Below are 7,829 nucleotides of genomic sequence, written 5' to 3' on the forward strand. Positions count from 1 at the left end.
CCAATACGCAATCGGCGCCCCCGGAATCTTCTCAAAGTCCCGCTGATCGACGTCGGTGTGCCGGTGGTCGTGTCGTTCAAATGCCTCTTTCTTTGCCGTGCTGTTGGGTTCATCCACCAGCCGGAAGTACGTGCCCATGCGGCCCTGTGGGAGCGTGTTCTGGAGCACAAACGCCGTTGACTGCACCACCTCGCCGCTGATCTCGTCGAAGGTATTCGGCCCCAGGTGCAGCATCGAAGCAATGCGTGTGGTGTCGAGGACGTGTGTGCGCAGGTCCTCGTACGAGCTTAAGAACATCCACGACTGCTGGTTAATCATGCCGAGGCGTCCCGCAGGCTGTGTGTTCTCTTCGCCCACCTCCATGAACACCGCAAACAGGTCGCGTTTGCTCATCGGGTAATGCTTCTTCGCATACGCCTTCAGCGCTTTGTTCATCTGTCGGCTGCCCATGTAGGGCGGGTTCATCACCACCGCCGGGTAGGTGCCGGTCATCAGCAGAAGCGGCTGCAGGTAGGCGTTTAATTCGTGCACCAGCGCCTGCTCGGTAAGGTTGGCGCTGCCCTCGGTCTTGTTCTTCCAGTGGGAAACCTCCCGGGCAATGGCGGTGCGGGCGTCGTCGGAGAGATCCAGTTGGAGCGCCGCGCCTACGTTCTGTCCGTGTTCGGCCAGCAGAGCGAGCGCTTCGTGCAGCGCTTCGCCGTGGGCCTCGAAGACCGCATCGTCGAAGTAGGTGCGCAGGTCGGCATCCGAGAACGAGCGCGGTTCGGGCATGAAGTACACCTGCGGGCGCACGTCGCGCTGCAGCGCGCGCGGGTCGTACTCGGCGGCCTTCATGAGCAGCGCAAAGCGGGCGAGTTGCGCGGCGCGGCGGTCTATGTCGAGGCCCTTCAGGTTGTTCGTCAGGATGTGTTCTACCGCCTGCCGGTCGGTGTAGCCGCGCTCGCGGTACATGGCCATGAGCAGATCGAAGCCCACCACCAGAATGTGTCCGCTGCCCACAGCAGGATCAAAGAGCACGAGATCTTCGAGATCGCGTCCATCCCACGCTACGAGCGGCTCGGTATCGCCTGCGGCACCCGGCGCCTCGTCTGCAAACATATCGCTCTGGGGGTCGCTGGCGCCGTTGCTTGCGGGCGCGGCCTGCGCATCCCCCTGAACCCCTGCTTGCTCTACCTCTGGTTGGCCGGATGCCTGCGCGGCGGCGTTGCCGTCAACGAGATACTCCATGTCATCGCGGAGCGGACTGTCGGGCTCCGCCTGTAGCCACTGCGTGCCGAGGGTGTTCTCGACCAGGTAGCGCACGATCCAGCGCGGGGTGAAGATCTGCGTGGCGGCCGGGATGTCTTCGGGGGCGAACTTGCCGCTCTGGTCGTAGACGGCGTCTTTCTTCTCCGAGATGTAGAACTGATAGAGCCATCCGATGAGCTCGACCTGTGCGTAGTCGTCGTCGGCGATGGCTTCGGTGGTTACGAGCCGGTCGATGGGGCCGTCTGGGTCGAGCAGGTTAGCGGGCAGCAGCAGCTCGGTGTAGTCGCTGACGCGGCCAAACACGTCGTTGAGCAGGGTGTGCTCGGCGTAGTAGGCCAGCAGCAGGGTGCGGAAGGCGGCGTTGTCGTTGGGCTCTTGCAGGGCGGCTTCGACCTGCTGCTTCTGGCGGTCGGTGCCGTAGGGCACGATGCCCTGGCGCGCGTTGTAGAGCAGGCGCGGCTCTTGGGTGTCGGGGGCGTAGCCGAGCACCGTGCTTTCGTAGCTGTTCATCTCCAGGATGCGCAGTGCCATCAGCCGGTTGAACCAGGTGGCGGCGGCGGCCTCTTGCACGGCTTCTACCCCGTGGTTGCGCACTGCTTTTTTGAGCGCCCGCCACTTTTTGGGCACGGTGGGGTCGTTGCCGGGGGCGCTGCGGAAGAGGTAGCCGCCCTCGATGGGCTCTACGGTGTGCGTGGGCTCGGGCCCGTCGGCAAAGCCCCAGTACCGAAGGCGATTCGCCACGCCGTCCATAAGCGTGGTGCGCATGCGCTGGGCGAACGGTTTGAGGGCAGAGGTGTCCATAGAACGGTAGCGGATAAATGCATGAGCGGGTGCTGAAGAGGGGGCGGCGTGCGGGATGGGCCTGACTACCGCACGATCATGATGACGGTGTCGTTGCTCACCTCTTGCATGAGCTTGTCGCGGAGGGCCTGCACGAAGGCGTCGACATCGTCCTCGGTTTCAAGGTCGGGCGTGCCCACGGCGTCGGCCACCGAGAAGGTGACGGTCTGGCGCGGAGCGGGGGCGTCGTTGGAAGCCGGTTCGGAGGGCGAGGCGCTTTCGTTGCCTGCGGGGGCGCTGCCGCCGGATTCATTGCCTGCCGCGTTGCCCTCTTCCGTGTTGGCGCGTTGCTGTTGGGCGCGCCGCTCCTCGGCATCCTGGCGGATCTTCGTGCGGTAGCGGGTCTGGAAGTCGCCTACGGAGCGTTTCTCCAGTTCGAGTTGCTGCACGCTGTTATACTGCTCAATCGTTTGCAGCACCTGCTCGCGCTCGGGCAGGATGTTGTCAACACCATGTTCGTCGCGGTACGATTCAAGGGCATCGAACGCCTCCTCAAATGCGGACTTCACCTCGCTCTTCAGGGCGTCGATATGGCTGCTCAGCGCCTCTTGCACCGATTCGTAGAACTGCTTCATCGTGCGAAAGTCGGTGTCGGGCCGGTCGTTCTGCTCTACGTGGTGAACGAGCTTTTCGGCGTAGGCGCGGTCGGCCTCCTGCAGCGCCTCGAACTCCCTTTTTTTGCGGGATACGAAGGCCCGCATATCCATGTAGGCGTCGCCGTTGGTCTCCACAAACTGTTTTAGCTGCACGGCGGTGTCGAGCTGCTCGCCAAGCGCACTGGCCTGCTGCGTGATCTGCTGGAAGCGTGCTTCGGTGCCGCGCACGTCGAGGATGTCGTCGAACGCGTCGCGAAGGGCCGCAAAGTGATGCGCGAAGGGCGTATCGCGATACTCGGAGGCGAGCCGGTCGTACGTCTGCCGCTGCTCCGTCAGTTGCGACTCGATGGCCTGGTTGAGTGCTCGCGGGTCGGTTTCTTGCGGAATCAGCGCCTTGTTGAAGATGGTGCGGTTGATGGCCTCGTGCACGTTGTGGAGCAGCGCCGGATCGATCGACGCTTGCTCGTGCAGCGTGATCGACGCCTGTTCGCTCCGGTTTACGGCCTGCTCGGCAAACGTGGCCGGAGAAATCTCTTCGCTGTTCCACTTAAAGCGCCACCTGTTTTTCTTGCGCAGGTTGAGGAGCAGATGCAGCGTTTCCGTATCTTTCCATCCGTAGGGCACCCCGGAGAAGTGGTTGATCACGTCGCGTACGTTCGGCATGGGCTGCCGCTTCAGGTAGCTGTTCACCTCCTGTTCAGGCGTTGTGAGCGACTTGTCGAGCTCGCCTGGTCCGGATGCCTGCTTTTTGAGTGCGCGGCGGCTGTCGGCATAGCCTGAAGCCATATCGCGTTTCTTGTAGATGCGGCGCAGGTGCGCATCTAAGATGTCGTTGTAGCGCGCCGGGGCGGTGCCGCCGGTGTGTTCGGATGCCTGCTGCACCTGCTGCGTAGAGATGTACGTGCAGGAGAGCAGGGCCTCCTCAAACCAGTTCTGCAGCGCCTTAAGCTTCGCCTTGCTCTGTTTGGCGAAGGTATCGATGGCCTTGCGGCGCTTGCCCGAGGCGCTGTCGTAGTTGGCCTGCTTGAAGAGATCTACCTTAATGATTTCGCGCAGCGTGGCCTGCTGCTCGGGCCCAAACGCTTCACTCAGGCAGAACACCAGTTCGTTGCGCCCCCGGTCGAAGGCCAGCTGGTTCGGGTCGCGGTTGTTGGTGATGAGCACCTGCACCGGAATGGTGCCGCTGGAGCCGATTTCTTTGCTATCGACCTTGCGCTTGAGCTTGATCTTTGCTCCGTCGAGCTGAACGGTGCGTTCCCACTGAAGGCCCGGCGCTACGATCTTCTTCTCCAGGAAGTCGAGCTGACTGCCAGGGCGCACCTTCGTGTTGTCGATGCGCTTCTTGATCTGCATCTCCTCTTCCTGCAGGAAGCGGTACTGGCCGTCCGATTTGCTTACGACGTTCTGATCGACCAGATAGTCGAGGGCCTCCTGCACTGTGCGCTGCAGTTTGGCCTTATCCTGGTCGACCTCATCCATCAGGACAAACGCGATGTTTTCGACGGTAGCCGGGAAGTTGATCTGCTTCGACTCGACCAGATGCGAGAGCAGAAACAGCGCCTTCACTACACGCTGCCAGAACGGATGCGCCTGCACATCGGGAAGGTCGAGCGCGTCGGTGATGAGCTTGCGTGCATAATGCTTCAGGCTGTCCCGAATCTGCTTGTTGTAGAACGCATCGAGGGGGACGATGTACCCGAGCGATTCGTCTTTGCAGTTCTTGGCTGTTTCGTGCGTGATGCCAATGAGCGACCGCTCGGTTCCGCTTACGCCCGGCATGAGGAAGTCCTCTTGCACGAACGAGTAGATGATGTTCTCAATCAGTGTAAACTGGTACGGTACAAACGGGTAGCTTTCGACGAACTCTTCTTTGGTGTCGATACCTCGATACACATCGTTATCGCGCGCAAACTGGTTGCGCAGTACCCGCTCGTTTTCGGCGTAGAAGTTTTTCAGGATGCGTTCGCTATCCTCATTCTTTTCGAGGATGCGTTTTTTGGCGATGCGGTCGGCCTGCTGTGCTTCCAGCGGGAGCGGCGTAAAGCGCGCGATAATCTTTCCGAACGCGTCCTTGACATCGCTGACATTGGTTGTGTCGAGCAGCTCTTTGAGCTCCTGTTGGGCCGTACCCGCAACCCACACCTTGTTTCCACAGCGGCTCCCGATGGACTCGACGATTGTCTGCAAGTCCACAAGCATATTCTCGTTACCCGCCATGAACTGGCTGACTTCATCGACCAGAAACACAAGCCGGTAGTTGTCGGGCTTACCCTCTAAGAACTGGTTCAGCTCATCTACAAACGCATCGGTAGAGGGCGTGATGTCTCGCTCTAATGCCTTGCGCGTCGAGGCCGGGTCGAGATCTGTCGCCGTCTTCACCGCTTCGATGACATCTGAAAGGTGAAAGTCGACCGCCATGAGCGCGCTCGCCTCCCAGTCTTCCCCTTTCTGATCTGCATAGGCCTGCTTGAACGCCTCCAGCGTGCCACGCTCATCGAGCTGCTGTTCGAAACGGGCGATTCGGAGGTCAGACTTATGGTAGCCCCGAAACTGGTTGAAGCGGTTGTAGAACGTCTGCGTAACGGTTTGCGCGTTGGTTTCGTCTTGCTGCGCAAATGCGCTGATGTTGAACATAATCGGCGCAATGTCGAGCGCTTCTACGGCTTTGCGCAGCCGGTTGGCCTGGGCATCTTTGAGCGGCTGGTCGAAGGGATCGCCCTCGTAATCGCTGATGCTCCCGATGAAGTGGTCAAACGCGGCCTGTTGATGGGCCGGGGCCATGAGATAGTAGAGAAACTTCAGGAAATGCGACTTTCCCGAGCCGTAGAAGCCGTTGATCCAGAACCCTGTCGTTTGCGTGGGGCCCCCGGTGAGCGTTTCCAGGAAGGTTTTGATGTTTTCAAAGAGCGGATCGGTGAAGAAATACTCCTTGATCTCTTGCTCGATGAGCTCTTCGTCCCGGTTATCTACAACCGCGACCGATTCTACGTTGCGCTCGATGTCGCGCTCGTACAGCGTATGAAGTGAGGTTGGCATAAGCTGAGATACGTTGGTTTAGGAAAAGAAAGATACAGGAGGTAGCGTGTTGCGAACGGGATGCGCACGACGCTATGGAGTCGTTGTGGCTCGTGATACCCTCGATTCGATCTGTGCATTGAGAGATTGTGCCCGGTACGGACCGCGCCCATCGACGCGGCCCAGAAATTGAAGCCGATCGTCGCGGTAGGTACCCGGATAGAAAAGAATTAACTTGTAGCCGCTTACAAGGGGCTCCATGCATCCCATGAACTGGTGTGCAGTCAGGTACGGATGAATGGAGCCCCACCCATGCACGAATGCATACGTTCGTTTTTCCTTACCGGTTGCTTTTTTCTGGTGTGCACGCATTGCCTCATGGATCGACGCATAGAACGCGCCTTCGGGATCGAGCACCTGGGTAATCAGACGACGGGTTCGCTTGGGCGTGTCTTGCTCGTGCTCCAGAATGGTGTCCAGGTAAGGCGTACCGCCATAGGTTGTGGTGCGGAGGGCCTCAATGAAATGATCGAACACGTTGAGGATGAAGGGCACCTGATGCACCGGCGGACGGGCCAGTTGCTCCTTGAGCTGCGGCAGCGCCGCTCGAAAGGCATACTCGTTTTCTGCCGGGTAGGCGTACAGGTATGCCGGGAAGTTCATATGCCCCGACGCCGGGTTCTGGAAATCGTCGTCTCTCAGGAAGCGAAATAGGTCGTTGAGCATGTAAAACACCGAACGAGGTAGAGAACAGGTTGAATGGGACACGTGCGTGGATCGGTTGTAGCGGATGACACCGTCAGGGCACCTCGCCGGCAGAAGCGTTGCCGGGCGTCTGAGCTGCGCTGATCGCGGCAGCACGTTCCTCTTTATTCAAGAACATCGCTTCCAGAAACCAGACGTCTCCCACACGGGCAAACCGTGCCCAAAACGTGTACGGAAGTTGGATGCGCTGAAGCTCCGCTCCTTGGAGCAGCCCCACCTCGCTCAGCATGCGCCGTACCACCTGCTGAACCTTGTCGTACGTCTCGGGACTCCAGGTATCGATTTCGGGATGGGTATTGGCTTGCGCATCCAACACGCGCTGGATGTCGACCGCCCCGAGTGATTGCACAATGGAACGCCAGGCCGGAAGCACCGCATTCATGTGGATGTCGCGCACCAACGCATAGGTCTTCATGCAGGCATAGTAGAGCACAACGCGCTGCTCGGCTGGAGACAGCGTGAGCAGGTCGGCCCAGATGCGTGGCTCTACGTTCTGGAGCCGACGTTTCACTTCCAGCAAGCGCCGCTCACGCCCGGCTGCTGAGTTGATATCAAGCACCTCGGGCGATACATCGTCGAGCGTTCCATCGGGGCCTGCTGCACGGAGCACGCACCGCGCCTCGTCGTGAAGAAGCGTTCCAGCAGCAAAGGTGGTACGGTACGTCATAGCACAGCGATGAGCGCGTGAGGGGGAGCGGGCAGCAGGACGTGTGTTTGTACACGGCTAAACTTGCAGGATTCTGGCGCCTGCTAAATTCACATGCGCACTGCCTGGTGACCATGTTCTTGACCAATTGAGACCAAGGCCCCGGTCCATGAGGTAATCTGTTAATGCGGCGCTGTGAACTACCGGACAAACTGCGTCCGGTTCACAGGTAACGTTGGGCGGTTGGTACGTAACCGGTCGTACCTCTGTGCAGCGTAAAGCAGAGATTTAGAACAGTTTGTGTATGTGTATTAAACATGAACGAGCTCTGCATGGGGCATGTTCAATAGGAGGCCAGAAATGGAGCTTCCTACTCGTTTGGGGACGGTGTGCAACGAAGGCCAGAATCCTTCTACGCTTACAGAACTCCGCACATTGGCAAATGCCCATGCCCCCGATCCTCGCCGATGGTCGCCTGCTTCCCTTGAGGGGTGAGCACACGTTCTCCGGGAGGCCAAAGTAAGGAGTCAAACCAGGCTCTAAATGATAGGGGGGAGCGGGTTGCGATGAGGTAAAACACTTAACATCTTGACGATACCGAAAGAGAGAAACCTGTATATGCTGTCAAACAGGTTCTGAAAAAGTCATGCAGCGAGTCCAGTACACCGGTTACTGCGCTACTGCCAAGACCTCGCTTGTCGTAGACGAGCGTACTATGG

The 7,829-nt window shown here is 59.4% G+C and carries 4 protein-coding genes; all 4 read right to left on the reverse strand.

Translation table 11 applies throughout. From position 1 onward, the window contains the following. Positions 1–2,049: BREX-1 system adenine-specific DNA-methyltransferase PglX (pglX, locus tag PPP56_RS07875; protein ID WP_353563493.1), on the reverse strand; the 2,049-nt coding region annotated here is incomplete at its 3' end. A 65-nt stretch (positions 2,050–2,114) separates the two neighbouring features. Beyond that, positions 2,115–5,720, reverse strand: a complete 3,606-nt coding sequence (brxC, locus tag PPP56_RS07880) for a BREX system P-loop protein BrxC (protein ID WP_353563494.1) — start codon at positions 5,718–5,720, stop codon at positions 2,115–2,117. Positions 5,721–5,792: 72 nt separating this feature from the next. Then, a complete protein-coding gene (locus PPP56_RS07885) occupies positions 5,793–6,425 on the reverse strand; it encodes a BREX protein BrxB domain-containing protein (protein ID WP_353563495.1) in 633 nt (210 codons plus the stop codon). A gap of 73 nt (positions 6,426–6,498) precedes the next feature. After that, positions 6,499–7,131: a BrxA family protein gene (locus PPP56_RS07890; protein ID WP_353563496.1), complete on the reverse strand. Its 633-nt coding sequence runs from the start codon at positions 7,129–7,131 to the stop codon at positions 6,499–6,501. Positions 7,132–7,829 lie beyond the last annotated feature (698 nt).

Origin of the sequence: Longimonas sp. (assembly GCF_040409695.1) — a bacterium.
Taxonomy (GTDB): Bacteria; Bacteroidota; Rhodothermia; order Rhodothermales; family Salinibacteraceae; genus Longimonas.